Here is a 25,937-nt window from a genome sequence, read left to right as displayed (position 1 = left end):
TCGACCCTTTCGAAAGTAAGCACTCGGCGACGACTGTCACCCCGGTATTGACATATTTGCGGATCACCCTCAGCATTGAACTATGAGTAGTAAACCCCGGGGTGACAAGCAACCCTCCGAGGAGACTCCCGATTCCCTGTCTGAAGATTGGCGGCGGGTCCTGGCTCACCGGCTTCGCAGTCATCCGGATGCCACGGGCCTCGACGAGCTGATCCGCCGGTACACCGACTGCGGCATCGGTCCGAAGCAGGTGCACCAGGTGTTGACGGACGGCGGCGACGGCCTCTACCAGGCAGCCACTTCTGGAGAGCCGCACTGGGCCGATCAGTTCGGCGGACCGCTGGGGGCAGCCTTGCTCGCCGCCGAGGTCAGCACCTTGGCTTCGCATCTGAACTCCCGGGCCTCAGGGGTCCGCTCGGTGGCCGTGGAGGCCCTCTTGGAGGACTACAGCGCCATCACGGTCGCCGCCGAGCTCGGCGTCTCGCGTCAGAAGGTCTACGACATCGGCCGAAACGGCCTGCGCGGGCCCCACATCCAACACGTCCCATGGAGACAGCCATGAAAGAGATCAAAGAAGTCATCGACCTTCCCTCCGCCCAGACCAACCCCCTGGTTCACCCTCTCGATGTCCCACCAGCCCGCAGGCCGTATCTGGCCGCGTGGTGGCTGCGGCGCCTGGCGTCTTTGCCAGTGGCGTTCCTTGCCGGAGTGGCGCTCTGGGTGATCAGCACTCACGTGGTCACCCCCATCGTGGTGCCGATCGTGGTGCTCACACTGGCCGCGCTGGCCGCAGAGTACTACGCCGGCCAGGCCTGGGACTACATCCCCCGCAAGAGGCAGGACCGAGGCCGCGGCGCAGCAGCGCTGCTGCAACTGGCAGCGTCATTCATCGACGCTATCGCGCTGGTTGCTAGTCTGCTGATTCTCATTGGGTGGGTCTCCACGCATAGTTTCTCCGAGAACGTTGAGGAATTCGCCGTCGGTGCTGGTGCCGGAATCGCCCTCCTCCAGCTCGCTCAGCTGATAGCCACGCTGCTACGACGCCCTCGGGAGTGGATGGGGATCGCCTCACGGCTTCTGGCCCTGGTCGCGGTGGTCGTGGCGGTCCTGGTGGCCTCAGCCACGCTCATCGCGGATCAGTGGAGCAGAGAGTCCATCGAGCTGGCGCTGATGGGCGGAGCCACCATGATCGTCATCCAGCTGTCCTGGTGGCTGATTCAGCTCATCGGCTCCCGCCGGTCGCGTCACGAAGAAGTTGAGCAATGAACGTTCTCGCTGTTCGGCCTCGCGCACTTCTGCGCGGGGCAAGCCCCGCATAGCCCAAGCAGCAGGAATCTGGTCAGCTTTAACGCCCAGAAGCAGCACACAGCGGTACTCCCCATCCCCTTGGCGTCAGGCATGGTCCGGACAGCCACCACGGAGCCCGGTGCGACGTTCAACGGCCCCGCGGCGGCGTCGTGCTCTGATTCAACAGTTGATTGCAGTGCACCCAGCGTATTCCCCATCACAGATCCGAGCCTATCGCGGTGAATAAGGTCAGTTGGAACTGGCTCCTGCGGGAATGATCCTTAGCGGGGCGCGGTTGGCGAAGTGGTGAGCGAGAAAACCTCCACCGGCGCTGTTCCACTGGCCACCCAGAGCCCACCGCGGATGACCCGGTCCCGGGTCGCCTGGGCGATCCTCGCCCTTGCCACCGGAGGGTTCGCCATCGGGGTCACCGAGTTCGCGATCATGGGTCTGCAGCGGGAGATCGTGCTGGAGCTGGACGTCAGCTACGGTCAGGGCGGCATGCTGGTCACCGCCTATGCCTTAGGCGTGGTGGTCGGCGCTCCGATCCTCTCGCTGGCCGGCGCCAAACGGGAGCGCAAGAACTACGCCCTGTTCCTGCTGGTGCTGTTCATCCTGGCCCATGTGCTGAGCTTCTTCGCCCCGAACTTTGAGGCTCTGCTGGCCGGCCGGTTCCTCTCCGGGTTGCCGCATGGGGCGTATTTCGCTACTGCGGCGCTGATGAGTGCGCAGATGGCGGGGCCGGCCAAGCGCGGGCGGGCGATCGCAGTGGTGCTCTCCGGGCTGGCGATCGCCAATGTCACCGGGGTGCCGGCGGTCACCTGGATCGGACAGCAGTTCGGCTGGCGGTGGATGTTTCTCATCGTGGCCGCACTGGCCGGATTCACCATGCTGGCAGTGGCCTTCCTGGCACCACGGCAAGAGGCCCCAGCCGGCGCTTCCGTCAGAGGCGAGCTGAAGGCCCTGGCCAACCAGCGGCTCTGGGTGGGCATCGGGCTGGCGATCATCGGATTCTCCGGCATGTTCGCCATCTACACCTACCTGGCGCACGTGGCAGTGGAGATCACCGGCTTCAGCGACAGCACACTGCCCTGGGTGGTCTTGGTCTTCGGCTCAGGCATGGTGGTCGGCACCTTCGTCGGCGGGGCGGGAACTGACAGATCCGTGCTGGGCACAGTGATCGTGGCCATGACCCTGGTCGCAGTGTTCATGGCGCTGTTCGCAGCATTCGCGCATATCCCCTGGCTGATGCTCATCCTGCTGTTCTGCGTAGGGGTCTCGGCATCCAGCCTCGGGCCCTCCATGCAGACCCACCTGATCGACACCGCACCCAAAGCCCCACAATTGGCGGCCAGCTTCCACCATTCTGCGTTCAACGCCGCCAATGCTCTGGGCGCGGTGGTCGGCGGGCTGACCATCGATATGGGACTGGGACTGCGGGCACCTGCCTATGCAGGGGCGGCGGCAGCAGCCGTCGGGGTAGTGGTCACCCTCTACGCCATGCGGCTGACCACTCGCGCCGGCCAAAAGGTATGACGATTATCACGTAGTTTTCATTCGCGTTTTTCCTCTTCTTTCACCTAATATTTTTATTTCAGTTCACGTGGCCAACCGGCTGCGAGAACTTCTCGATCTCGACGGCGGGTCTGGGCTGACCCGCCGGGCCTCGCCTTTTCCCGCAAGCATCCAGCGTCAGAAAGGCGGTGTACGCATGAGCCAGACCACTTACCCCAGAACTGAAACCGCTGAGGGCACCTCCTCCCCGGTGGGGCCGATGACCAGTCCGCTCCAGATTCTGACCGGGTCGATTCCGGCAGTCACCGGCACGCTGCAGGTCATCAGGCCTGAGCACTTCCAGCAGCAGTACTCCCGTCGGCAGGTCGCCATCGCGATCCTGGCCCTGTCCATCGGCGGATTCGCCATCGGTGTCACCGAGTTCGCGATCATGGGGCTCAACGCAGCAGCGGCGGCGGACCTGGGCATCACTGAGGCCCAGGGCGGACTGCTGGTGACCTTCTACGCTGCCGGAGTGGTCATCGGAGCCCCGATCCTCTCCCTGATGGGCGCCAAGCGTGAGCGCAAGAACTACGCGCTGTTTCTGCTGGGCGTCTTCACCTTCGCCCATTTGTTCAGCTATTTCGCCCCGAGTTTCGAGGCGCTGCTGCTGGGCAGATTCCTCTCCGGGCTGCCGCATGGTGCCTTCTTTGCCACAGCCGCACTGATGGCCGCGCATATGGCTGGACCCACTAAGCGAGCCCGGGCCATCGCGGTGGTGCTCTCCGGGATTGCGATCGCCAACCTGGCCGGGGTGCCCTTGGTCACCTGGGCCGGTCTGGAGTTCGGCTGGCGCATCATGTTCATCATCACCGCAGTCCTCGCCGTAGCCACTATGGTGGCGGTGACGTTCTGCGCACCCAAGATCAACCCGCCTGCGAGCGCTTCGGTCCGCGGCGAGCTCAAGGGCCTGGTCAACCAACAGCTCTGGGTCGGCATCGCTCTGGCGGTGGTCGGCTTTTCCGGGATGTTTGCGATCTACTCGTATATCTCCTACATCGCCATGGACGTCACTCAGCTGACAGCTGGAGCCATCCCGATCGTGGTGTTCTTCTACGGTTTGGGCAATGTGGTGGGCAACTTCGCCGGGGGCTATTGGTCGGATAAGTCGGTGCTGGGAACGATCATGGTCTCTACGGTCACCGTGGCGGCGAGCATGGCACTTTTCGGCGCCTTCGCCCATATTCCGCTGCTGATGATCACCTTCCTGCTGCTGATCGGCATCGCTGCAGGGGCGCTGGGCCCCTCAGTGCAGACTCACCTGCTGGACTGCGCTCCGCGTGCGCCCCAGCTGGCCGCCAGCTTCCAGCACTCTGCGTTCAACTCCGCCAACGCGATCGGCGCCATCATGGGAGCAGTGGTGATCGAGGCTGGCCTGGGCCTCAGGGCCCCGGCCTATGCCGGTGCCATCACCGCAGCTCTCGGCGTGCTCATCTGCGCCTACGCCATCTACCTCACCAGGAAGGCCGCCCAGACCGTCTAGGACGACGACGCCGCCGCGCCGCCACCGCCCACAGAGCCTCAGCCTGTACCGCCCACGCTGCGCACCAGCGTTTCGAGGTCTTCGGCCCCGGGCAGCGCCGCAGGCGTATGGGTGTGGGCATGGTCGAGGTAGAGGAAGTGGCATCCGATGTTCTCCTCCTTCACACCGTAGAGCCTGCTGAAGGCGATGCGGTAGACCGCCAGCTGCAGCTCTTTCTCCGCCATGTCCTGGCCCTGGGGGATCCGCCCGGTCTTCCAGTCCACCAGCTCGAACCGGCATGGCGACATCTTCGCGATGCGTTCAGCCCGCGGCAGCTCAAGCCACCGCTGGTAGGTGTCGGTGCCCAGATGCCTGCCATCGGGCCCGACGGCGAAGACCGCGTCGATCCTGCCACGTACCACGATCCCGCCGATGGGGGTCTCCACCGGGATTTCCACGGCGAAGGCAGGCCATCGTGCCCAGCGGCTGGACTGGAAGCTTGCCCTGACCTGCTCGATGTTCAGGTCCGCGGCGTCGTCATTCAGAGTGTCGAAGATGCCGTCGATGTCCGGCAGCGAAGCCTGGACATCGAGCACATCCTCGATGATCCCGTGCACAGCGGTGCCTCGCCGTGCCGCCGATGCGGGCCGGCGCGGCACCGGCCTGCCCGACTGCTCCGACACCTGCTGCGGGTGGTGCAGCAGCTGGACCATTCCGGAGGCGCTGGTGTGGCTGGGGGTTCCAGGTTTCTGCATGGGCCGGTGCAGCGCATTCCGGCGTTGAATGACGAACTGTGCCTCAGCGAGCTTGGGGTGAGCCTCAGCCGGTGCCGTATGAGGAGGCGGCGACTGGGCCCGCACCAGATCACGGGCTTCCTCCAGCGCCGGGCGGCGGCCCGGCGCCGAAGGCGATGCCGCTACCTCCCGGTATTCATCCAGCGAGGCCGGATCCTCGAGGTTCGCCGGAATCAGCTCCAGGGTCCGGATCTGCAGCGGGGCCAGCGGATCATAGGGCCAGACGGTGGCTTGAACCAGGTTCTTCGACGGGTTCTCCGGTTTGTCCTGGGGGTCGAACTCGTACCAGCTGAGCTCATCGAATCGATGCGGATGCGGTGACGCCTGAGCGGCGGCGCGGATCTCCTCCAGAAACGGCGAGGGCTCCTTGCCCTGGGTGGATCCGTAGAAGCAGGCGCCGGTGGTGATCAGCAGGGATTTGACCCGGGTGACCGCCACATAGGCCAGCCGGCGGTCCTCCTCCCGCTGGTAGCTCTTGCACTGATCCGGGAAGTCCCGGTCCTCGAACTTCTTGGTGGTCCCCTCACCCGCGGCCCGTGCCCAGAACATGGCATTGGGCTGGTCCGAGTCCCACTGCGGCATGGAATAGCGGTCTCCGCGCAGCGGCCAGGGCAGATCGCCAGTACCTTTGAGCCAGTTGGGCACCTTGTGCTCTGAATCAGGCAGCCTGCCCTCGCGCAGACCGGCGACGACGACCACATCCCACTGCAGTCCCTTGGACGAGTGGACTGTCAGCAGCTGGACCGCGCCAGGCGTGGGCTCCGGGACAGCAGTCTTGAGTCCCTGCTCCTCCTCTTCGGCGACCTCCAGCCAGCGCAGGAAGGCCCGCAGATCTGTGTGGCTGCCGCCACCGCCGAAGGCTTGCGCGTGGCCGATGAGCTCATCGATCTGAAGGGCAGAGCGGCCGGCGGAGGCCAGCTCGACGTCGATCCCGGTCTCGGCGATCACCGCACGAACAAATCCGGGCAGGTCGCTGCTGGTCAGGCTGCGCAGGCGCAGAAAATCTGTCTTCGCCTTCAGCAGCCGTTCGGCACCGGCCGGGGAGAACTCTTTCAGATCGTCGCTGGTCAGTGAATCCAGCGCCTGCGGCAGCGACCGCAGCTCATCAGGCTCCAGTGCCAACGAGACCTGCTCGTCCTCCTCTGACTGTTCGGGCGCAGTGCGGTCTGCTGCGGTGACTTTCTCGGCGACTCTGCCAAGTCGGTACAGGTCCTTGGGCCCGAGCCGGTAGCGGGCACCGGCGAGAATGCGCAGCAGCTCATCAGAGCGCTGGGGGTCAGCGATCACCCGCAGATAGGACAGCACTTCGGCAACCTCCGGGACCCTGGTCAGCCCTGCTCCACCGACTACCTCATGGGCGATCCCGGCGGCCTCGAGCGCCTCAGCGATGGTGTGCAGCTGGGCACGTTTGCGAGCCAGCACCGAGGCGGTGACCGGCACGCCCTGGTCCTTGTGCCGGATGACCTCAGCATGGCCGGGCACGGTGTCCCGAGTATGTTTCAGCGCTGCGGTGAGCTGCTCGACGATGGCCGCTGCTTCGTCTGCTTCGGTGGGGTAGAAGCCGTATCGCAGCACACCTGGGGCCACTTTCTCCGGGTCCATCACTGGTTCTCCGCCTTGATCTACGGGGACAGCAGTGTCCTTGGCTGCGCAGTCGGGGGTCACCAACGGGGGCAGCTCGGCACGCAGACTCGCATGGTGATGATGCCAGGTCTCTTGGGGGTGAGCGGCCCAGCGGACAAAGGGTTCCACCAGTACGTTGGCGGCCTCCAGCGCGGCATGGGAGTTGCGCCAGGCCACGGAGAGGTACTTGCGCGGGGCGGCAGAATGGTTCCCGGTCTGAGGGTCCACCACTGGGAACCGGGCCGGGAAGTCGAAGAGCTGCCCGGCAGAGGCTCCGCGGAACCCATAGATGGACTGGTTGGGATCGCCGACAGCGGTGACCGCGTGCCCGGTGCCCCGGCCGAAGAGCCCGCTGAAGAGCTCCAGCTGAGCACACGAGGTGTCCTGGAACTCATCCAGCAGGACAAGTGCGTATTTCCGCCGCTCCGCTTCGACCGCAGCGGGGATCTCAGCGGCAATGCGCACCGCGTAGGTCAGCAGATCGCCGAAGTCCATGACTCCCAGCTCGGCCTTCTTCATCTGGTACCGGCGCAGCAGTTCCACGATCTCACGGCGGGAGTTCAGCGCATTGACCACTTTCAGCTGAGTCGCATTGAGCGCCTCAGCCTTGGGGTCCTCTTCGACGTACTGCTCAGCCCGAGCGATCTCTGAGTCCAGGTAGTCCTCGATCTGTTCCGGGGTGGTCAGATGCTCGGAGCAGTCGGTGGAGAGCTTCAGCACCTGCTTGGCCAGGGTGGAGGGAGTCGCCTTGGTCTCGATGAACCGGGCACCGTGCTCATACTGATCCACCAGCGGTTGGACGATCTGCCAGCCGCGAGCCTCGCCGATCACCTCCACCTCAGGCTCCACGCCGATGCGCAGCCCGTGCTCGGTCACCAGCGACTGTGCATAGGAATGGTAGGTGGAGATGGTCGGGGTCAGCAGATCAGAAGGGTCAACGACGCCGTCGGGTCCCTCGAGCTGCTCGGGCAGGATGACGCTGCGGGTCTCGGGGAGCCTGTGCAGCAGCTGCGCCAGCTGCCCGGAGATCCGCTCAGCCAGTTCCCCGGCTGCCTTGCGGGTGTAGGTGACACCGAGGACCTCATCAGGCCTGATGATGCCGTTGGCCACCAGGTAGACGACCCGGTCGGCAATGGTCTGTGTCTTGCCCGAACCGGCTCCGGCGATGACCAGTGTGGGTTCAAGCTTCGCTTCGATGATCGCCCGCTGCTCAGGCGTGGGCGGTGCCTCTCCGAGAGCCTCGGCAATCTCTGAAGCGGAGTACCGTGGGCCTGCGGTATGGGTCTGATCGGTTTGGGTCATAGCGCTCATGGCTGGGTGATCTCCTTGCCGGTGCTGCCGGAGCAGAGCGGGCACAGCGGACCGACCCAGCATGTTCCCCAGGCGCCGGCGTGGCGGACCTCGAAGCTGGTGGACTGCATCGTCCTCACCGCTTGGGCGATCTGCCGGTATGGCCAGGCCTGGGGGTCCGCGGCGTCGACAGGGTCCTGGCTGCGCAGGGTGGGCTTGGCGTGGGTGGCGACGAACAGCAGTGCGGCACTGGCGATCTGCGCATCAGTGAGCTCAGCCTCGACTGTTTTGTCCAGTTCGGTCCGGTCGCCCCGCTGCGCCAGCAGCTGGTAGGCGCCCAGCTGCGGGTGCCGCTGGGCCTGCTGGGCGCTGGGAGCCCTGCTTCCGGTCTTGAGATCCACCAGCATGAGCTTGCCCTCGGACGTCTTCTCCACCCGGTCGACCAGACCGCCGAGGACAACCGGCTGCCTGGCCGGTTCCCGCTCTGGGTTGAGCTCGAACACTGTGCGCAGCTTGAGCTCTGTGGCGATCAGGTCACGATTCTCACGAGACTCCCGGTGATAGTCCGCCACCTGCTCGAGCATACTGACTGCCTTGTTCCAGTCGATCTGGTTCTGCCAGCCCTCTCTGGCCTCTATGGTGTCCCACTTCTCGCGCAGGATGTCGATCAGCTTTCTGGGGTCGGTCTCTGTGGGGTGGTCCTCGGCGATCTTATGCACCAGGGTGCCGAGCATGCGTGAGAAGTCTGTGGGCATGGTGCCGCCTGTGACCTCGACGAACCACTGCAGGGGCTGGTCGACTGCTACGCCGATGCTGGAGGGACGCACGTAGATGTCTTCGCCGGGCTCATAGAGGGGGTCGGCATCGGAAATATCCTCCAGTCCCCACCAGCGCGCAGGGTCTGCACCGGGAACGCCGGCCTCGGCGAGTGCAGCCAGAGCCTCAGCGGCGTGGATGTCTTGGGGGTTCTGCTCGAGGTCTCGGCGCAGCTCGGCGACCAGATGTGCTTCGGTCAGCGGACGTGCGGCAGCCTGCTCCTCGGTGATCCGGCGCCGATCAGCTGGTGTGACCAGGTCCAGCAGCGAGGAGGGCCGGTTCTGGTCACTGTCGACGGCGACGGCGAAGAGCCGGTGACGTCCCCGGGAGACGGCCGCGGCGAAGAGCCGGTACTCATCTTGGAGGGTCTGCAGACGTTTGATCAGCGGGTTCTGATTCTCCGGGCCGGTGAGGCCCTCGACGACGTCGACCAGCTCCCGTGAGCGCAGCAGCTCGCCCCGGGGACGCAGGTTCGGCCATACTCCGTGCTGCAGGTCCAGCAGAATGACAGTGTCGAATGCGCGGCCTGCTGCGCTGGTCGGGGTGAGGATCTCGACGGCGTCGGCCGGGGCGACGGTTTCGGCCAGGGTGTCCATCGGCAGCTCCAGGCGCTGCATGTGCTCACCGAAGCTCCCGGCGCCGGCGCCGGGGTTGTGGTCCTCGAATCGGTCGGCTGCTTGGAAGAGCGCGAGCACAGCATCGAGGTCGTGATGGGCGGTTTCGGCCTCACGCCCGGCGCCCCGGGCCCTCTGCTGCCAGTCTGTGGCCGCACCGGAGGCCTCCCAGATGGCCCACAGCAGCTCCCCTGGCCGGGCGTTGTCCCCGGAGGCGGCCCGAGCAGCGGCCAGCATACGCGCGATTCGCTCCAGCGGGCGTATCTGGGCGGACCGGATCTCTTTCAGCACCGGGTGTTCGATGTCCTGCGCCGCAGCAAGGATCAGCGCATCGGAGCTGCGGGGCCGGCGGCCCTCAGCCTTCGCATGCTGGATCTCCTGTTGGCGCAGCAGCTGGCGTATGCGCCGCAGCTCCATGGCATCGGCGTGGCCGTAGCGCGATCCCAGCAGAGTCAGCACGTCCTCGACCGTGAGCTCGTTGCCACCTGCGTTCAGTTCGATGATCTGCAGCAGCGGCATCACCGCAGGCTCCTGGTTGAGCACCACATCACTGAGCGACTGGCGCACCGGTACACCGTTGGCGGCGAACACCCGGCCGATGCGCTGGGCCGAAGCGCCGCTGCGGGCGATGACCGCAATCTGATTGAACGGCACCTGATGCCGGTCGTATCGGTTCAGCACCTCCGCCAGGACCGCACGCTCGGCAGCCTGATCGCTGGGGGCGGTGATCGCCTCCGCAGCAGAGCCGTCCTCAGCCGTGTCTGTCCCCTGCCACATGCTGCGCAGCTCAGACTCAGCCGGCGCGGGGATCCGGGTCAGAGCTTTGGCGTAGACACTGGCGATTGCCGGATCCATACGCCGGGACCCCGAGAGTACCCTCACCTCAGGCGTGCCGTTCCCGTGGCCGGAAGCATGCAGCCCATGGTCTGGGTCAGCAGCCATGCGGGTGACCCAGCTCTTGAGCAGATCGGGCCGAGCCCCGCGGAAGCCTTGGGTCACCACATCCGGGTTCGCAAAGGCCAGTACAGGCTTGCCGGCTGCGATGAGCCGCAGCAGCCGGTGCACCGACGGCGAGGCCTCCTGCAGGTCATCGACGATCACCAGCATGAGCCGGCGGCGTTCGGCATCGAGCAGTTCAGGATGCTCCTGCAGCAGACGCACCGCCTGGCTGATCAGCCCGGACGGATCATAGGCGTCCTCGAATTCAGCGGAGTGGAACCGTTCCATGTACCGGGAATAGATGATCGCGGCGGTGTGCCATTCCTCGGATCCGTGCTCCTCAGCCAGCTGCTCCAGGCCTGAGGCGCTGATGTCATACTCACGGGCGCGATCGAACAGTTCCCGGATCTCTTTGCGAAAGCCCTCGGTTCCCATCGCCTCACGCACGCTGGCCGGCCAGGACGCTTCGGCGCGTTCTCCGTGCAGCTCAGAGATGATCTCCCAGATGATCCGGTCCTGCTCGGCCCCTGAGAGCAGCCTCGGGGTCCGTGCGGCAAAGGAGATAAAGCCCTTCCGGCGCGCCTCGCTGAGCACCCAGAACGCGTAGGAGGCGAAGGCCCGCGAGGGCTGCTCGCTCAGTGCGGCGTGCTGGTTCTGGGCGAAGAAGCCCGTGGTGATGGCGTCACGGAGCCTGGCTGCAGAAGTCCGTGAGGGCGAAAGCACCAGCAGCCTGCGCGAGTCCTCCCCAGTGCGCAGGAAATCCAGCGCCGCCTCCACGGCGGCCGCCGTCTTTCCGGCGCCCGGTGCACCGTAGACGAGTGTGGGGCACTCAGGCGAAGGCGTCGTCGTCATCGGTCACGGTCCTTCCCTCGATCCTCTCCATTACATATCAGCTGGACTCAGATACTCACCTTACGGGCAGGCACCCACCTCGCATCGGCCGCAGCTGTCTCCCGGCACCTGCCTCGGGCCTCCGGAGGGACCAGTCGGCGGCCCTGCTCCATGAACGGCGGAGCTCAGCGAGGTCCGTATCAGGCGGTAGTCTCGTAGTCATGGAGAGTCCAGCACTGTTCGATCTGCATCCGGCCGCTGATTCCTGGCACACCTGCCGCCGGGTGGGGTTCGATCTGGAGACCACGTCCCGGTTTCCCGCCGAGGCGCGGATAGTCTCAGCCGCGCTGGTGGCCCTTGACCCTGAAGACGAGGGGTCGCCCAGGGTGCGGGAGTGGTTGGTGGACCCAGGGGTGGAGATTCCGGAGGAGACGGTGGAGATCCATGGGATCACTACCGAGTACGCACGCGAGCACGGGCAGGCCGCCGAGGAGGCCGTGGGCGAGCTGATGGCTGCACTGACCAGGGAGTTCGCCACAGGCACTGCAGTGGTGGTCATGAACGCCCCCTATGACCTGGCGGTGCTGAACTGCGAGGCGGAGCGCTACGGTCTGGAGTTCCCGGAGCCGAAGCCGGTGATCGACCCTTTGGTCATCGACAAGCAGGTGGACAAGTACCGGCGCGGCAAACGCCGGCTCGGCGATCTCTGCGGAGTCTACGGCGTGCAGCTCAGCCAGGCCCATTCGGCTGCCCCGGATGCTTTAGCCACGGTGCAGGTGGCCGACTGCCTGGCCGAGAAGTACCCCGAACTGCAGATGCCCAGCGGTCAGCTGCACGATCTCCAGGTGGGCTGGAAGGCCGAGCAGGCTCAGGATTTTCAGGCCTTCCTGCACCGTCAGGGCAAGGCCGACGCCGTCATCGACGGCACCTGGCCAGTGTGACGGTGACTGGCTCACCGCACATGCGGGGTGCGGGACAATGGACCTCATGACTCAATCAGCTGAAGGTCCGGAGCACGAGGAGCACGATGAAGGCGACCGTCGCTTCGAGGAGCGGTGGAGGCGCAACCACGGCGAGGACATTCCCAGGACGGCCTCCGGCGGCTTGCCCCTGCCTGTCATCCTCATCGCGCTGGTGATCTTTGTGGTGGGCTTCTATCTCTTCCGCCGTTGGCGTTCCCAGTACGTGGACTATAGCGATCTCGGCGGCTCCGGTGAGCAACTGCAGCCACTACTGATCGGCCTCGGACTCGGCTGAGCCCGGCGAGCTTGGGCGGCTGCCGGCTCCCAGGGGAGAAGACCCACCACGTTGCCCGGAGAGATTAGTCATGGTTCGGTCTTCCTCTATGTACTGAGGCGGTTCATGCGTTTTTGATCCACAATGGCTGCAGTAGCGTCCCACAGCGCTGCAGCGCGCCTCGGGTGGCGGGCGGCGCGGGACGGCTTGCGGACCCTCGGGTACCCGCGGATGCTGCCGAAGCCGTCGGGCCCGACATAGGAGTTGCCCGGGATGTCTTCACTGAGGGCGAAGAGCGTCGGCAGAGCGCCATTGTCAGCTTCGTTCAGAAGCGGCTGTGCGAGTCCATTCAACCACCCGGAGACTCCACCGACGTGCGAGACGAGGTTCGTTTTCGCGATCCCGGGGTGCGCGATCATCGAGCGCACGGCGCTACCGGACTTTTCGAGTCGGCGCTGCAGTTCGACCGAGAACAGCAGGACGTCGAGCTTGGAATCACAGTAGGCGAACCACGGGTTGTACCTGCGTTTCTCTCCGGTGAGATCGTCCAGGCGCAGCCGTCCCTGTCGATGCAGCTGCGACGAGACGCTGACGACCCGGTCCGTGATGTGCGGAAGCAGGGCGTTCGTCAGCGCGAACGGGCCGAAGTAGTTGGTCGCCATCTGGCTCTCGATTCCGTCGTCGGTGACGCGGTGCGGGACCATCATGATCCCGGCGTTGTTGATGAGTCCAGTGATCGGGCCGGACCACGCAGCGCCGAACGCCCGGATCGAGGCCAGGCTTGAGACATCGAGCTGCTGGACTTCGATGCTGCCCTGTGTGGAATCGATGTTCTGTGCGGCCGCCTGACCCTTCTTGGGATCGCGGACGGCCATCACCACATCAGCTCCGGCACGGGCCAGCTCGCGGCTGGTGATCAGGCCGATTCCTGCGGCCGCCCCGGTCACGATGTAGGTCTTGCCGGCCAGGTCGGGAAGGTTGTCGACAGTCCACTTGTCAGTCATAGGTGATACGCCTTTGGTCGGGAGATGGAACATGACCAGGATGTGCTCGTCCCGAGCCGGCATCCAGGACACATCTATCGGTGACCCGGCAGGGCACCCCTTGACAGTCGCGGATGCGAGATACTTGGGCAATGGACCGCACCGCACTGGCAGCATTCCTCCGATCGCGTCGTGACACGCTGCGACCGCAGGATCTCGGGCTGCCTGTGAGCCCACGTCGTCGAGTCAAGGGGCTTAGACGCGAAGAAGTGGCCCAGATCGCGGTGATGTCTGTGGACTACTACAGTCGGCTCGAGCGCGGCAGCGGCACTCAACCCTCCACGGCAATGCTCGACGTCCTCGCCCGCGCCCTCCGAATGAGCCTCGACGAACGCGATCACCTCTACCGGCTTGCAGGACACAACGTGCCAGACCGGCTGCTCAGTTCTCCGCATGTTGCTCCCGGGCTGCAGCGAGTCCTCGGGAGCCTTTCCCACACACCTGCTTTCATCGTGTCTGATATCGGCATCACACTGAGCCAGAACACTCTCGCCGCGGCCCTCTTCGGCGACCACAACAGACACCACGGTGAAGAAGCCAGCGCTATCTACCGGTGGTTCATGCAACCCGAGACCGAACGCATCCTCTACTCGGGCGAGGATCAGCAGCGGCAAGGCCGGGCATTCGTCTCAGCCTTGCGCATCGCTGCGGCGCGCCACGGCAAGCACTCCCCTGCCGCGAAGCTGACTCATCGGCTTCATCAACACAGCTCTGAGTTCGCTGAGATCTGGAAGCGCCACGAAGTCACCAGGCGATTCGAAGACCGCAAAATCATCATGCACCCAGAGATCGGCACCATCCGGTTCGACTGCAGTGCCCTCTTCACCGAGGACCAGACCCAGACACTGGTCGTACTCACCACCACCCCTCGCAGTCACGACGCCGAACAGCTGCAGCTCCTCAGCGTGGTGGGACAACACCGGTTCTCCTCCACCGCCTAAGCGAGCGCGACAACTGATCGATGCACCAGCTTGACCCTGCCGATGACCTCCTGCCCGCTACGGACGGTCGAAGAGGGCCGTCGGCGGTTCGCCGTACAAAGCGGCCTCCGAGGTGTCGAGGATCAAGCCCCGCGCTGTCTCGGAGTCGGTGTACCTGCTGTAGACGAGGCTGAGTACTGAGAGTGCGCTCAGCGCGCCGAGAGCGCGGAAAAGTGGTGCTGCGTCAGTGCGGTTTTCACGTGTGGGGATGCTGAACGCCGCCAGAAGTGCGTTACCCAGTTCGCCCAAGCGGCCGTCGAACTCGTCGCGTTCGCGGATCGCGATCGAGGCCAGTGCGAGCGCGATGAAACCGGGCCAGAGGAATGCCAGGTCGAGCATTGCGCGCAGTGCCGTGCGGCCCCTCTCACGCCCGGCTGGAATGCCGTCGACTGCCAGGAGCACCTGCTTGCCGAGGTCGGCGCATCGTCGAAGAGCGGCGTCGACGAGGTGCTCTTTGTCTTTGAACCTGCGGAAAACGGCAGCTTTGGAATAGCCGCTTGCCTCTGCGACCATGCTGACGCTCATCGCCTTCACACCGTGCTTGGCGAGAAGACCCGCGGTCAGATCGAGGATGCGCTCGTCGATCTCCGCGCTGCTGGGGCGGAGGCTCTGCCGCGGTCGATATTCGTCCTTCACGTCATTCACTGATTCTCACACCGATCGAAGAGCCGGCAGGTATCGTTTCCTGGAGAGCGCGCGGCGCAGCACGGAAGTTCCGGCCAAGACGATCCAGATCAGGATCGGATAGGCCGCGATGCGCTCGAGCAATCCGAAAAACTCATTCAGCCCTACTATAAGCAAAACAGTGCTCGAGGTGAGCCCCGTGAGGCTGAAGGCGACCCCGAGAAGCCCGAGACCTCGCCAAGTGGATCTGCGCGCCAGGGAGACGCCGAGGAACATGATCGCGGCCTGGCCCCCGAGAATCGCGATCAGAGCGGCGGGGATGTGCAGTGTGCTCGTGTCTTGGGGGTTGAGCCCCACGAGGAACTCCCCCACGCCCGCCACCATCAGGATCACCAGACCGAGACGCCCCGCAGCGTCTCTCGCCAGAGGGCGCCAGAGCAAGACCGCTCCGAGAAAGATGCTCAAGCCGGTGAGGGTCCAGGAAACGTTCGAGGCGACATGCCAGGGCGAGCAGACATCTCGGCCTTCGAAAACTGCGCAGTTCACCGCGCCCAGATCGCTGATCGCATGCCTCACGATGCTGTACGGAGTTGTCCACGCCGCCTGCACCACCACCATCATGACGAAGTACTGCACGACCGAGAGCCAGAGAAAACCGCCCACGATCTCGCGCCTTCGCCACAAGACGTCATCGCGGGGTGGTGCCGGGCGGCCAGGATACGTGCGTGTCTGAGCATTGTCTTCGGTGAAGGAGGCCATACCACCAGTATATAACCGATTCGATCACAAAGTGACCGAATCGGTTATATACGCCTATCGGCAGGTGAGCCCTTGCCCGCCTCAAGTTGCTCGCGCGCACTGATCACAGCCATTGGCCTTCGCTTCTTGGATCCGACAACCCGACTGACATCGGCGTGCCAGAGTTGATGAGCGACAACTCATGCTATTCCGGACTTTTTGCCGCGCCTTATCCACTTGCCGGATTCGAGAAGCCGGTACAGTGGCCTCACTCTCCCGACCGGAAAACAGCGTTAATCCGCAGGTCGTGTCCGCCTGTAGGCCATCCAGCAGAGAGCGAATCTTGCGCAGAAGTGCAGCCACTGTTTTGAGCAAGCTCTGCTGCGCGGCTTGGCATGAGGCTCAATGCCTGGGGCTCCCGGAGCATCATGAAGTGACGGTTCACCCCGTCGCGGCCATGAGCACATTCGCGGTGACCCTTCATTCCAGCTGATGCGCTCCTCCGCTTGTTCATCAGCTCAACCAACACCACCGACTGCATTACCCACCACACGACCGTCATCGTGACTCGAAAGATTTTTATATTGGTTTTTACCGATGTATTGTTGAGACATGGTGAGACCTCCCGCTGTCCTCGATACGTTCAGTGCCATCGGACACCCCCGGCGCCGCGCAATCATGAGCCTGCTGGCAACCGAGGACAAGGTGGTCTCTGATCTGGTCGCTGCGGTCGGGGTCTCTCAGTCTGCGGTCTCGGAGCACTTGGCGGCATTGAGATCGGTCGGCCTGGTCACGTACCGCAAACGAGGCAGAGAGCGCCTGTATCGCCTTGACACAGCCCCTCTGCGGGACGTCACCGACTGGATATCCACCCTTGAAGCATTCTGGGACGAGCGATTCGACCGTCTGGGGCGGCTTCTGGAGACCATCGACGAGGAGAACGGGCAATGAGCAAAATCTACAGAACCGGGGACTTCGACGTTCCCGCCGCGACCCTATGGCGCGCACTGACCGACAGTGAGCTACTGGCGGTGTGGCTGATGCCCAATGACTTCCGCCCCGAGGTCGGACATCGCTTCACGATGACCACCGACCCTGCACCCATGTTCGATGGCACCGTGCATCTGGAAGTCCTGGAGCTCGACCCACCGCATCAGATGCGCTGGTCCTGGACAGGAGGGCCGATCGACACGATCGTCACCTTCACCGTCACCGAACTCGGGCCACGGTCATGCCGGTTCGAATTCCTCCAAGAAGGCTTCCACGGCCCAGGCGCGGAGTTCGCGCGCTTCTTCCTCAAAGGGGGTTGGCGCAAGCTCTCACCCCTGCTGCGCGCGATCGCGACCACCCTCGACGTGATGGAGAGAAACAAGTGAGTGATCCCAAGGCATTGCACCGCAAACTACAACTGAAACCGGGCAGCAGGCTCTGGGTATGGCCTGAGGCAGCCGCCGTTCCCGAACCCCTCGCAGCGACTGAAGACTTCACGCACACAGGAATCACCGAAGCGGATGTGGCCGTGCTCTTCACGGGGAATCGCGCAGACGTGGACACCGTCCTGACGGAGCATCTCGAAGCCCTTGCCACGATGCGGGCGGTCTGGATCATCTACGCTAAGGCCAACAAGACCGACATCAACCGCGACACCCTCTGGAGACAACTGGAAGAGTACGGATGGCGGGCGGTCACACAGGTCTCCTACGACGACACCTACTCAGCTCTGAGGGTACGACCGATGAAAGACGGCGAGACCCTCCCCAGCTCATGAGCCACCCATGATGTCGATGCCGAAGCTCCGGGCTCGGCCCAGATCCGCAGGATCTCCCGCTCACCGGTGGTGGTCACACCCACAGGCGGTCAACCAGAGCATGATCTCATCAACCACACCACGTCGTTTCCGACTCAGCTGAGTGACACAGGGCGCTAAGACTGCCTGCCCATTCGCCCCAGTCCTGCCGCCGTAGTTGCTGCGGCAGCTGGGCCGATTCCAGGCTTCGCCGTGAGGATTTCGATCAGTCCTGCCGTAGTCACTCCTGCCGCCATCGAACTGGACAGCGCACTCGCATTGCGACTGTCGAGATACTTCGCTGAACCTATGGCGGCATTGATGCCAACGCAGTTCGACGAAGTGGTGACCTCGGGCGGCTGCACATTCTGTCCGTTGATCCCACTGCCGTTACCTGAGCCTGCATAGCCTTCGGCAAACTCCTCTAAGAATGCCTGATCGATCCTAGGATCGTCTTCCGGCTGATGTGGGTGCCGCGTGGCTATTAGGCATCTGTTAAGCAACGTGTGCTGCGGCAAAGCACAGCCCTAGCATGCCTGCCACTAGCAGAAGGACGAGGGGAAAGCGGAAATTCCGCGAGGGCGATGAAATCGCAGAGTGAGTCTTTCCTTCGTTAAGAATGAGAACGGTGCTCATGTTATGTGTCACTTGACATCTATTGTGCATATTCCATGGCTAACGTATTGCTGATCTTCTTGCGCAAGCCCCTGTGCATCAATGATGAGCAGAATTTGTCATGGAGATGTTGCCTTCGACAGATTGCGAAGCTTGAGAGCAACTCTCTCGTACCTGTCGCTCCATCTGGGGCGGCGCGATTCAGGTGAACTAGTGTCCTCATGACAGACCTAGCCCAACCTGCCTTCCGCCGAGCTGGACAACCTGCGGAAACAGGGGCAAGCCGCTCACCGCGAACGAGGCTGGAAGTAGCTTGTGAGCTGGAGGCAGGCGCGCGGACACTGGGGGACCAAAACCTCCACCAAACAGAACGGTTCAGAGGCCCTCGTTCCTCTCACCGGATCCTTCCCCCAAGGACAGCGAGCACAGCGGCATCACGGTGCCTCAGCGCCACCGTCAGCCGGGCGGAGACGTTGGCATCCATCCCGCCGGACGATGGTGCGCGATCGGCCCATACCCCGCCAACGCTTCGCCCAGGGCCAGCAGCGGCTCGTCGCGGTGCCATGGGGCGACGAGTTGCACACCGATGGGGAGCCCGCCGGCGCTGACGCCGAACGGCACGGCGAGCGCCGGCAACCCGGTCAGGTTGAAGGGGACGGTCGCGCGCATGATTCCGGCGGATGGGATCTCTACGCCGTCGACGTGGAAGCGCCGCTGGGCATGCGGTGGGGCAGACACCGGGCACACCGGGCACAGCAGCACGTCGTAGTCCTCGAAGTACCGGACGAACAGCGCTTGCAGCCGTTCGACCTGGGCGTGCGCGGCGATATAGCTATCGATCGTGGATCCAGTCGGCGGCCCTGCCCTGAGCAAGCGTCTGGACACGGCGTGCAGCTGATCTTCGCGGCCCGCGATCACCGGACCCACAGCCGCCATGATCTCTGGCGTGTACAGCGCGGCGCTCAGCGAGGTTCCATCGATCTGCGCTAGATCCGGCAGGGCGACGTGGTCGACCTCATGCCCCAGGGTTGCACACGCCTCGGCGGCTGCGGTCACCGTTTGCACGACATCGGCCGCGATGGGACCGAATTCTGGCTGGGCGACCCATCCGATCCGCAGTCCCTCGGAGCCCGCCGGGGCGTCTGAGCCGGACCGGGGTCGAGAGGCGATGGCGTACCCGTCGCACCCGTCAGGCCCCTGCATGACGTCGAAGGCGAGCGCAAGGTCACGCACACTGCGCGCCATAGGGCCGACATGCCAGTACCGTCCGGGCACCCGCGGCCAGTGGCCCGTGATCGGAACCCGTGAACGCGTCGGTTTGAGCGCTGCGACGCCGGTGAAGTGCGCCGGACCGCGCACCGAGATCGCGATGTCGCTGCCGACGCCCAAGGGGGACATGCCTGCGGCAATCGCTGCCGATTCGCCGCCGCTCGACCCGCCGGGCGTCCTGGAGAGGTCCCAGGGGTTGTTGGTGCGACCGGTCAGGTCGTTGTCGGTCTCGGTCGAGTAGGAGAACTCAGGTAGGTTCGTCTTCGCAAGTGGGATGGCGCCGGCCTGCCGGAGTCGATGCACCACCGTCGCGTCACGGCCGGGCACCCGGGAGGCGAACAGGCGCGAACCGCGCGAGGTAATCTCGCCGGCCACGTCCAGCGAGTCCTTGACGGTGAAGGGCACCCCATGCAACGGACCGATGGCATCCCCGCGATAGAGCCGACGATCCGCGTCGCGAGCCGCCTCGAGCGCCGCGTCGCCGAAGGCGCGGGTCACGGAGTTCAGCGACCCGTCGATCTCCTCGATGCGCTCGAGGTGTGTTTGTACCACGGCATGTGAGGAGACGCTGCCGTCGCGGATGCGAGCCGCCATGGTCGTCGCATCCCACCGCACAATCTCAGGGCCGATCGCTTCGGAACCCGACCCGCCCATACTCTCGCTCACGCCTGCCCCATCAGACGCGACCCGCGTCAAGGGCGTTCGTGCCCGCCAGTGAGTCACAGAACTCGAGAACCGCGGCGTTGAACTCCGCCGGCACCTCCCAGAAGGGCGCGTGTCCTGCGTCGAAGAGTGCGGCCCCGCCGTCCTTCGCGAGTTCGACCATCGGCTCCCATAAGCGCGTCGGGTACAGCTGGCTCCGTAGCCCGTGCGCGAACAGGATGGGCACATCGATCTCACGGATCAGCTCGCGCCAGTCCTGAGCCGAGAACGAGACCCACAGGGCCAGTGCGGCGAGGGTTGGAACGCTGGTGGACTGGTCGAGCGCCGGGCCCTCGCCGGTGGAGGAGTAATGGAGTGCAACGCCGTCTGGCGCGTAAACAAAGGGCATTTCAAGCATTCCTATCAGTTGAAGAGGTGTTGCTGCTCGAACACCGTCCCGCCGTCCGCATGGAGGCAGGTGCCAGTTACGTATCGTGTCTCTGCGGAGGCCAGGCACCGCACCGCGGCGGCGATGGCGGGGACGAATGAACAGTACTGTACGTTCGCATAAGACAGCGGAAGGGAGACGCACCACCGGTGATGCGCCCGGAAACGGGCGGCGGCCATCGAAGCGACCGCATGGGCATAGCACGCTTGGATCCAGACGACGCCCTTCAGCTCCGATGCCGTCCCGGAGGTGAGCATGACGGCCAGTCGATCCGAGGAGCTGACCGCGCACAACACACGGTCGCCGGGAGGCCGTGATGTGAGTGCCGAGTCCATCACCAGATCGGTCGCGTGTTCGGCCACCTCGATGACCCAGGGGCACACCCCTCCAGCCTCTTGGTGATAGGTCCCGGCCCGTTCCTGCGAGCAGATCGCCACGAAGGCGGGTGAGTTCTTCAACACGATATGCACACAGTCACCTGCTGAGAGACCGGTAGCGCGGAGAACGTACTGAACCCGAGTGACTTGATCGTCGGACTCGGCATACGACCACGTGGACGGTTCTGCCGAAACCGGCTTGAAGACCGGGAACGGCCGATCACCGTGGTGATGAACCGGATCAGCCCACAGGGCCGCAAACGATTCTGCGGACGGGGATGTCGCGGCCATCGCACCGGCTCCCTTCCTACCCCTCACCAGGCCCCATATGGTCCAAGTCTCCATTAAACCTCAGTCTTGATGAACAGGAACGGTAGGGCAATGGCCAGTATTTGCACTGAGACGTGCAAAAATGCACATTATGATGCGAGAGCTGAAGGCCGACGACCTCCTCATTCTCAGAGAAGTCGCACGATCGGGGCGCTTCACACGGGCGGCAGGCACCCTTGATCTGGCACACACGACCATCGCCCGGCGAATCACTGCTCTCGAGAACGCGCTCGGCGGCAGAGTGTTCACGCGAGCCCCCTCAGGACTGGAACTGACGCCTCTCGGTCAACGGGCCTTCGCGGCCAGCGAGCAGGTGGCCGCAGCGATGAAAGCCTTCCACGACGGACCAGCCGGCGACACCCGGTTGGAGGACGTCGTGCGGATGTCCGCGACCGACGCGTTCACCACCTACGTGGCAGCACCTGCCGCAGCTGAACTGCGGCGGCGCAATCCGCGGCTGTCGGTCGAGATCGTCTCGACGACCCGCCGAGCAGGGACTCAGCGATCAGGCCTTGATATCGAGATCGTCGTCGGCGAGCCCCGGGTGCTGTATGCCGAAGCACGGAAGATCGGTACCTACGTACTCGGGCTCTACGGTTCATCGTCCTATCTGACGGAGTTCGGACGCCCCACTGCGCTCGATCAACTCCGCGATCATGGCCTGGTGTACTTCATTCCCTCGATGTTGCAGGTCGACGAACTCGACGTCAGCCGACGTTCGGTGCCCCATATGGACGACGCCGTCACCTCGACCAATGTGTTCGCCCACGTCGAGGCAACCCGCTCAGGCGCGGGCCTCGGCCTCCTTCCCACTTTCCTTGCGAATCGCCACGACGACCTTCACCGCGTCCTCACCGATGAGGTGAACGTCCCTCTCGACTACTGGCTGGTCACCCGCGCCCAAGCCCGTCGCAGACCCGCCGTCCAGGCCCTCATCGACGCGCTCTCGGACCGGGTCGGCCTCGTCCTTGGCGCGTGAGGTGATCGAGGTGGCGCTTGGGTAAGGACGCGGCTCAGCAAAACGTACGAGCTGGCGCTACTTTCACGGCATATCAGATGGCCCGTTCTTGGATCAGGCGCACCTTCTCGCCAGGGACGGTTCAGCTCTCCATTCCGACGAGTGTGGCGGTTCGATGCCAGAACTGGTCGACGAGGGCGTCGTCGTTGACCTGCTTATTGGTCTGCCTGGGCGTCGCTGGCTTGTTCCGTGCATAGAAGCGCCCAGGCTCCCAGTCAACACCATGTACGCCGGTGACGAAGTAGGCCAGGTTCGCTCCGCCCTTTGCCGGCGAGATCAGCGCCAACCGCGACAGCGGGGTTCGGTACAGCAGCCGGGTGAGGAAGTCATTGTTCTCCGCGCCGAAACCGGTGCGGACGTTGCCGGGATCGAAGGCGACGGCGTTGATCCCCTGCCAGTGGTAGCGGGCGTGCAGGCCCCGGGCGAACAAGATGTTTGCCAGCTTCGCATCCCCGTAAGCGCGCATCGGTGCGTAGGCTTTCTCATGATTGAGGTCATTCACATTGACCTGCCCCACGATCTTCGCCGAGGCGCTGGAGGTGTTGACCACCACGCCATCGCCTGCCTGCAGCCGATCCAGGAGCAGGTGCGTAAGCAAGAAGGGGGCGAGGAGGTTGACCTGGAAGGTCTTCTCGTTGCCGTCCTCGGTCACCGTGCGCTGGCCGAACACACCGCCGGCGTTGTTGGCCAGCACATCAACTCGATCCGTGTTTTTCCGGATATCTTCGGCCAGCCGCCGCACCTGGTTCAGACTCGTGTAGTCCGCGAGGAAGTGATCCGCTCCCACCTGACGAGCAACGGCCTCCGTCTTCGCAGCGGAACGCCCGACCAAGATGAGCCGATCGTCCGTGGCGCGCGAAACCTGGCGCGCGGCCTCGGCCCCGATTCCATCCGATGCTCCGGTGATGACGATCGTCCGTCTGGTCATCTCTGCATCCACCCAACCTCAACCTTGACTGTCACTTTAGTGCTCTTCATGACACTTGAGTGTCACATTTGTCTCACTAGAGTAGCATGATGGGATGAAGATGCAGGACATGTCGTTGCGTGAGCGGACTCGTCGGGCTGTGCGGACCGAAATCGTCGAGGCGGCTATGGGCCTGTTTCTGAGCCAGGGGTTCGAGACCACAACGGTCGAGGAGATCTCCCAGGCGGCAGGCATCTCCCGGCGTAGCTACTTCCGCTACTTCGCCAGCAAGGATGAAGCGTTCGCCGCAGCTCTGGCCTCCATCGGGCAGACGATCGCCGAGACACTCACTGGGCGCCCTGCGCACGAATCACCCTGGACCGCTCTGCGTCGCTCCTTCGACCCACTGATCGAACAAGCCAGCACCGACCCCAACGCCGAAGCCCTCGGACGGCTCATGCTCGAACGCCCCGCTCTGCAGCAGGACAAAGACGCCGCCTGGCACAAGAAGATCGCCGCAGCCCTCATGTCTCGCCTACCGGTAAGCGAGACCGCTGAAGCCTCTCTTGGCGCGCACGCCCTGGCGGCCGCGGCGATCGCCTGTCTGCACACCGCACAAGCACAATGGCTCAGCACTGACGAACACAGAGACCTCAGCACCCTGCTCGACGCCGCCATGGGTGCCGTACACCCACTCACGTGAAGGCATGCGGCCAAGGCGCCGTCTCACCTAGCTCACAATTCCCGCGGTCAGCGAGGCACGACTCGCCCTGGCAGCCTCCACGCCCTCCCCGGGACCAATCCGCCCACTAGCTGTTCTGTTCGCAGTCGTTCACCACGGGAGGTCCACGCCCTCCCAGAGGGTGAAGGTGCCGGACGGCCCGTCGTGACCAAGGCGAGCGACTCGCACCACCTCGCGGGAGGCATCCTCGACCGACTCCGTTCCCTCGAAGTTGACCAGGGCGGTGTTCGCGAACCCTGGCGAGACCAGGTTGACCTTGATATCAGTGTCCTCCAGCTCGATCATCATGGACAGCGTCACAGCGTTGAGCGCGGTCTTCGACGCCGCATAGACAGGCTCGAAGGCCGAATGGAACGGGAAGGATGGGTCGGCCACGGTCGTCAGCGAGCCAACTGCGCTGGTGACGTTCACAATGCGCGCATCCGACGACTCTCGAAGTAGCGGCAGCATGGCCTGATATACTCCCAGGGCCCCGAAGACGTTAACATCCCAAACTGCCCGCACCTCATCAACAGGCACGCTGCTGGCCTTCGACGAGTCGCGCAGCTCGGCCAGATCGCGGAGATCAGTGCGGGTGGTGGAGACCGCCGCATTGTTCACCAGCAGGTCGAGCCTGCCGGCCTCCTGGTGGATCCGCCCCGCGGCCGCGGCGATCGAGGCGGTATCGGTCACATCGAGTTGAAGCGCGATGGCGCCCTCGCCGATCTCTGCGGCTGCCGTCTGACCGCGAGCTATGTCGCGGGATCCGAGAAACACGGTCACTCCCTCGTCGACGAGCTCTGTGGCGACCTGCTTGCCCATGCCTTGGTTGGCTCCGGTAATCAGTGCAATGCGGTTCGTGGGCACAAGGACCCTCCCTTATCTGGTGTGGTTCTGGCAGATGAACGCTCGTGGCGGTGCACTGTGCGCTCTCCTATCACTGTGCGGGACCTCGGGCCTGGGCGGGAGGGCCACCTCGATCCTGGGAGTGACAGGACCAGCCAGCGCCGCACTGGGGGAACTACCATTGAAAACCATGGCGAATGACACCGGCGGGAACCAGGCGAACAGGCTGGGCGAGTACCTGCGCGCTCGGCGGGAGCTGGTGTCTCCTGCGGCTGTCGGTCTGCCCAACGACAGCCGGCGCCGGGTCTCAGGGCTGCGTCGCGAAGAAGTGGCCATGCTCGCCGGCATCAGCTCCGACTACTACCTACGACTGGAGCAGGGACGCAACCGCAACCCCTCGATGCAGGTCCTCGAAGCCGTCGCCCGGGTGCTGCAGCTCGACGAACCCGCCGTCGAACACATCCTCGAACTGAGCGCCGCAAAACCGCAAGGACGTCGCGCACCCCCTCGCCGCGAGACGGTCACCCCTCGGATCACAGAGCTCGTCCACTCGATCAACATGCCGGCGTTCATCACCGGTCGATACATGGACGTGCTCGCCAGCAACGCAATAGCTCTGGCCCTGTCCCCGGAACTACGCCCTGGGGAGAACCTGCTGCGGACGGTCTTCCTCGACGCAGACGGGCCAATGCACATCAATCGACGTGAAATGGTCGCAATGTTCCGCAAGCGCATCGGATCCGACCTGGAGGACCCACGGGCCGTGCAACTGGTCGGTGAGCTGTCGCTGGCAAGCGAGGAGTTCCGTCGGACGTGGTCACTCCACGATGTGAAGCCGGCCCGGGGCGGGACCGTCCGGGTCGATCATCCGCAGGTAGGCCCCATGGAGTTGAACCTCTCCAAACTCGCCGTCGACGACACCGGGGACCAAACACTGGTCATCTACCACCCAACCAATACGCATCCCGAAAGCGCCGACCAGCTCGCCCTGCTCGCATCATTGGCCGCACAGGGCCAACCTGTCCGGCAGAAAGACATCCACGCCGCAGACGACTGAATCACCCGGAGCCGTGGATCAGCTGCTGAAGGGGACTGTCTGATTAACGGTGGAAATGGTTTGGCATGATCTGAAAGGGAATCATGTCTG

23 protein-coding genes are annotated in these 25,937 nt (G+C 64.3%); 13 read left to right on the top strand and 10 right to left on the bottom strand.

Features of this window, described 5'->3' with window-relative positions; all coding sequences use genetic code 11:
- Window positions 1-82 precede the first annotated feature (82 nt).
- The 4 genes from DVO78_RS00115 to DVO78_RS00100 all read left to right on the top strand — a co-directional run bounded on the left by DVO78_RS00115 (window position 83) and on the right by DVO78_RS00100 (window position 4,324).
- Entirely contained in the window at window positions 83-562 is a 480-nt protein-coding gene (locus DVO78_RS00115; protein ID WP_120002784.1) for a hypothetical protein, read from the top strand.
- Entirely contained in the window at window positions 559-1,266 is a 708-nt protein-coding gene (locus tag DVO78_RS00110) for a hypothetical protein (protein WP_120002783.1), read from the top strand. The genes DVO78_RS00115 and DVO78_RS00110 overlap by 4 nt, the downstream gene beginning before the upstream one ends.
- A gap of 327 nt (window positions 1,267-1,593) precedes the next feature.
- Entirely contained in the window at window positions 1,594-2,823 is a 1,230-nt protein-coding gene (locus tag DVO78_RS00105) for an MFS transporter (RefSeq protein ID WP_238385049.1), read from the top strand.
- Between the two features lie 175 nt (window positions 2,824-2,998).
- Window positions 2,999-4,324 (top strand): MFS transporter, encoded by a 1,326-nt coding sequence (locus tag DVO78_RS00100; protein ID WP_238385048.1) that lies wholly within the window; start codon window positions 2,999-3,001, stop codon window positions 4,322-4,324.
- A gap of 38 nt (window positions 4,325-4,362) precedes the next feature.
- Here DVO78_RS00100 and DVO78_RS00095 read toward each other — a convergent pair whose 3' ends face one another.
- Both DVO78_RS00095 and DVO78_RS00090 read right to left on the bottom strand, forming a co-directional pair.
- Entirely contained in the window at window positions 4,363-8,031 is a 3,669-nt protein-coding gene (locus DVO78_RS00095; RefSeq protein ID WP_162301545.1) for an ATP-dependent DNA helicase, read from the bottom strand.
- The gene (locus tag DVO78_RS00090) at window positions 8,028-11,231 is read right to left on the bottom strand and encodes an ATP-dependent DNA helicase (RefSeq protein ID WP_120002781.1); all 3,204 of its coding nucleotides are present in this window, start codon (window positions 11,229-11,231) and stop codon (window positions 8,028-8,030) included. Before DVO78_RS00090 ends, DVO78_RS00095 begins: the two co-directional genes overlap by 4 nt.
- Window positions 11,232-11,431: 200 nt before the next feature.
- On the opposite strand from DVO78_RS00090, the gene DVO78_RS00085 reads away from it, so the two are divergent.
- Both DVO78_RS00085 and DVO78_RS00080 read left to right on the top strand, forming a co-directional pair.
- Window positions 11,432-12,151, top strand: a complete 720-nt coding sequence (locus DVO78_RS00085; RefSeq protein WP_120002780.1) for a 3'-5' exonuclease — start codon at window positions 11,432-11,434, stop codon at window positions 12,149-12,151.
- A gap of 46 nt (window positions 12,152-12,197) precedes the next feature.
- The gene (locus DVO78_RS00080; RefSeq protein ID WP_157983769.1) at window positions 12,198-12,467 is read left to right on the top strand and encodes a hypothetical protein; all 270 of its coding nucleotides are present in this window, start codon (window positions 12,198-12,200) and stop codon (window positions 12,465-12,467) included.
- An 86-nt stretch (window positions 12,468-12,553) separates the two neighbouring features.
- Here DVO78_RS00080 and DVO78_RS00075 read toward each other — a convergent pair whose 3' ends face one another.
- Window positions 12,554-13,450, bottom strand: coding sequence for an SDR family NAD(P)-dependent oxidoreductase (locus DVO78_RS00075; RefSeq protein WP_120002792.1), 897 nt, complete (start codon window positions 13,448-13,450; stop codon window positions 12,554-12,556).
- A gap of 131 nt (window positions 13,451-13,581) precedes the next feature.
- Here DVO78_RS00075 and DVO78_RS00070 point away from each other — a divergent pair, with 131 nt between their 5' ends.
- Window positions 13,582-14,430, top strand: coding sequence for a helix-turn-helix domain-containing protein (locus DVO78_RS00070; protein ID WP_120002778.1), 849 nt, complete (start codon window positions 13,582-13,584; stop codon window positions 14,428-14,430).
- Between the two features lie 57 nt (window positions 14,431-14,487).
- Here DVO78_RS00070 and DVO78_RS00065 read toward each other — a convergent pair whose 3' ends face one another.
- Both DVO78_RS00065 and DVO78_RS00060 read right to left on the bottom strand, forming a co-directional pair.
- Complete coding sequence (locus tag DVO78_RS00065; protein WP_120002777.1) at window positions 14,488-15,114, bottom strand: TetR/AcrR family transcriptional regulator; 627 nt, start codon at window positions 15,112-15,114, stop codon at window positions 14,488-14,490.
- Window positions 15,115-15,120: 6 nt separating this feature from the next.
- Window positions 15,121-15,852 (bottom strand): DUF998 domain-containing protein, encoded by a 732-nt coding sequence (locus DVO78_RS00060; protein WP_120002776.1) that lies wholly within the window; start codon window positions 15,850-15,852, stop codon window positions 15,121-15,123.
- A 591-nt stretch (window positions 15,853-16,443) separates the two neighbouring features.
- Here DVO78_RS00060 and DVO78_RS00055 point away from each other — a divergent pair.
- The 3 genes from DVO78_RS00055 to DVO78_RS00045 are packed head-to-tail and all read left to right on the top strand — an operon-like array spanning window position 16,444 to window position 17,599.
- A complete protein-coding gene (locus DVO78_RS00055) occupies window positions 16,444-16,782 on the top strand; it encodes an ArsR/SmtB family transcription factor (protein WP_120002775.1) in 339 nt (112 codons plus the stop codon).
- On the top strand, window positions 16,779-17,207 hold the full coding sequence (locus DVO78_RS00050) for an SRPBCC family protein (protein ID WP_120002774.1): 429 nt from the start codon (window positions 16,779-16,781) through the stop codon (window positions 17,205-17,207). Before DVO78_RS00055 ends, DVO78_RS00050 begins: the two co-directional genes overlap by 4 nt.
- A complete protein-coding gene (locus DVO78_RS00045; RefSeq protein WP_120002773.1) occupies window positions 17,204-17,599 on the top strand; it encodes a hypothetical protein in 396 nt (131 codons plus the stop codon). The genes DVO78_RS00050 and DVO78_RS00045 overlap by 4 nt, the downstream gene beginning before the upstream one ends.
- Window positions 17,600-18,688: 1,089 nt before the next feature.
- Here DVO78_RS00045 and DVO78_RS00040 read toward each other — a convergent pair.
- The 3 genes from DVO78_RS00040 to DVO78_RS00030 are packed head-to-tail and all read right to left on the bottom strand — an operon-like array spanning window position 18,689 to window position 21,061.
- Window positions 18,689-20,167, bottom strand: coding sequence for an amidase (locus DVO78_RS00040; RefSeq protein WP_202912030.1), 1,479 nt, complete (start codon window positions 20,165-20,167; stop codon window positions 18,689-18,691).
- A gap of 10 nt (window positions 20,168-20,177) precedes the next feature.
- Window positions 20,178-20,552, bottom strand: coding sequence for an alpha/beta fold hydrolase (locus DVO78_RS00035; RefSeq protein ID WP_120002771.1), 375 nt, complete (start codon window positions 20,550-20,552; stop codon window positions 20,178-20,180).
- A gap of 14 nt (window positions 20,553-20,566) precedes the next feature.
- Window positions 20,567-21,061 carry a hypothetical protein gene (locus tag DVO78_RS00030; protein WP_157983768.1) on the bottom strand — a complete coding sequence of 165 codons (495 nt, stop codon included), beginning with the start codon at window positions 21,059-21,061 and terminating at the stop codon, window positions 20,567-20,569.
- A gap of 328 nt (window positions 21,062-21,389) precedes the next feature.
- On the opposite strand from DVO78_RS00030, the gene DVO78_RS00025 reads away from it, so the two are divergent.
- On the top strand, window positions 21,390-22,277 hold the full coding sequence (locus DVO78_RS00025) for a LysR family transcriptional regulator (RefSeq protein WP_238385047.1): 888 nt from the start codon (window positions 21,390-21,392) through the stop codon (window positions 22,275-22,277).
- 121 nt (window positions 22,278-22,398) lie between these two features.
- Here the strand turns inward: DVO78_RS00025 and DVO78_RS00020 are convergent, their stop codons facing one another.
- Complete coding sequence (locus DVO78_RS00020; RefSeq protein WP_238385046.1) at window positions 22,399-23,256, bottom strand: SDR family NAD(P)-dependent oxidoreductase; 858 nt, start codon at window positions 23,254-23,256, stop codon at window positions 22,399-22,401.
- An 82-nt stretch (window positions 23,257-23,338) separates the two neighbouring features.
- On the opposite strand from DVO78_RS00020, the gene DVO78_RS00015 reads away from it, so the two are divergent.
- On the top strand, window positions 23,339-23,926 hold the full coding sequence (locus DVO78_RS00015; RefSeq protein ID WP_120002768.1) for a TetR/AcrR family transcriptional regulator: 588 nt from the start codon (window positions 23,339-23,341) through the stop codon (window positions 23,924-23,926).
- Between the two features lie 129 nt (window positions 23,927-24,055).
- Here DVO78_RS00015 and DVO78_RS00010 read toward each other — a convergent pair whose 3' ends face one another.
- On the bottom strand, window positions 24,056-24,811 hold the full coding sequence (locus DVO78_RS00010) for an SDR family NAD(P)-dependent oxidoreductase (protein WP_120002767.1): 756 nt from the start codon (window positions 24,809-24,811) through the stop codon (window positions 24,056-24,058).
- A gap of 169 nt (window positions 24,812-24,980) precedes the next feature.
- Here DVO78_RS00010 and DVO78_RS00005 point away from each other — a divergent pair, with 169 nt between their 5' ends.
- Complete coding sequence (locus tag DVO78_RS00005; protein ID WP_120002766.1) at window positions 24,981-25,847, top strand: helix-turn-helix transcriptional regulator; 867 nt, start codon at window positions 24,981-24,983, stop codon at window positions 25,845-25,847.
- The last annotated feature ends 90 nt before the right edge of the window (window positions 25,848-25,937 follow it).

This window comes from Nesterenkonia muleiensis, from assembly GCF_003600155.1.
In the GTDB taxonomy this organism is placed as follows: domain Bacteria; phylum Actinomycetota; class Actinomycetes; order Actinomycetales; family Micrococcaceae; genus Nesterenkonia; species Nesterenkonia muleiensis.
The sequence above is the reverse complement of the archived record's forward strand: the minus strand, read 5'-3'. Positions and strand labels throughout refer to the sequence as shown.

Excerpts from the sequence above, each read along its gene's own strand:
- DVO78_RS00115 (WP_120002784.1), top strand. The coding sequence starts at position 83 with ATGAGTAGTAAACCCCGGGGTGACAAGCAACCCTCCGAGGAGACTCCC.
- DVO78_RS00110 (WP_120002783.1), top strand. The coding sequence starts at position 559 with ATGAAAGAGATCAAAGAAGTCATCGACCTTCCCTCCGCCCAGACCAAC.
- DVO78_RS00100 (WP_238385048.1), top strand. The coding sequence starts at position 2,999 with ATGAGCCAGACCACTTACCCCAGAACTGAAACCGCTGAGGGCACCTCC.
- DVO78_RS00095 (WP_162301545.1), bottom strand. The coding sequence starts at position 8,031 with ATGAGCGCTATGACCCAAACCGATCAGACCCATACCGCAGGCCCACGG.
- DVO78_RS00090 (WP_120002781.1), bottom strand. The coding sequence starts at position 11,231 with ATGACGACGACGCCTTCGCCTGAGTGCCCCACACTCGTCTACGGTGCA.
- DVO78_RS00085 (WP_120002780.1), top strand. The coding sequence starts at position 11,432 with ATGGAGAGTCCAGCACTGTTCGATCTGCATCCGGCCGCTGATTCCTGG.
- DVO78_RS00080 (WP_157983769.1), top strand. The coding sequence starts at position 12,198 with ATGACTCAATCAGCTGAAGGTCCGGAGCACGAGGAGCACGATGAAGGC.
- DVO78_RS00075 (WP_120002792.1), bottom strand. The coding sequence starts at position 13,450 with ATGACTGACAAGTGGACTGTCGACAACCTTCCCGACCTGGCCGGCAAG.
- DVO78_RS00070 (WP_120002778.1), top strand. The coding sequence starts at position 13,582 with ATGGACCGCACCGCACTGGCAGCATTCCTCCGATCGCGTCGTGACACG.
- DVO78_RS00060 (WP_120002776.1), bottom strand. The coding sequence starts at position 15,852 with ATGGCCTCCTTCACCGAAGACAATGCTCAGACACGCACGTATCCTGGC.
- DVO78_RS00055 (WP_120002775.1), top strand. The coding sequence starts at position 16,444 with ATGGTGAGACCTCCCGCTGTCCTCGATACGTTCAGTGCCATCGGACAC.
- DVO78_RS00050 (WP_120002774.1), top strand. The coding sequence starts at position 16,779 with ATGAGCAAAATCTACAGAACCGGGGACTTCGACGTTCCCGCCGCGACC.
- DVO78_RS00035 (WP_120002771.1), bottom strand. The coding sequence starts at position 20,552 with ATGCCCTTTGTTTACGCGCCAGACGGCGTTGCACTCCATTACTCCTCC.
- DVO78_RS00025 (WP_238385047.1), top strand. The coding sequence starts at position 21,390 with ATGATGCGAGAGCTGAAGGCCGACGACCTCCTCATTCTCAGAGAAGTC.
- DVO78_RS00015 (WP_120002768.1), top strand. The coding sequence starts at position 23,339 with ATGAAGATGCAGGACATGTCGTTGCGTGAGCGGACTCGTCGGGCTGTG.
- DVO78_RS00005 (WP_120002766.1), top strand. The coding sequence starts at position 24,981 with ATGGCGAATGACACCGGCGGGAACCAGGCGAACAGGCTGGGCGAGTAC.